1 protein-coding gene is annotated in these 228 nt (G+C 64.9%); it reads left to right on the forward strand.

Annotation, left to right across the window (positions count from 1 at the left end):
• A partial coding sequence (locus KVT39_RS37705) for a LysR substrate-binding domain-containing protein (RefSeq protein ID WP_254640812.1) occupies window positions 1-228 on the forward strand: 228 nt, incomplete at both ends.

The following is a 228-nucleotide window of genomic DNA, read 5'->3' on the forward strand; positions in this document are numbered from 1 at the left end:
ATCTCGACGTCGCGCTGCTCGGCACCCGCGACGTTTCGTCGAGCCGCCTCGGTCATGTGACGACCGCATGCGTGCCGTCGGTGGCCTACTACTTCCTGCCGAACGTGATCGCGAGCTATCATCGCCGCTTTCCCCGCATCAGGGTCAAGCTGCTGGATGCGAGCGCGAACGACGTGCTGGGAGCGGACATCAGCGGCGAGGCCGATTTCGGCGTGAGGTTCTTGGGGA

Origin of the sequence: Burkholderia sp. GbtcB21 (assembly GCF_019091065.1) — a bacterium.
GTDB lineage: Bacteria > Pseudomonadota > Gammaproteobacteria > Burkholderiales > Burkholderiaceae > Burkholderia > Burkholderia pyrrocinia_C.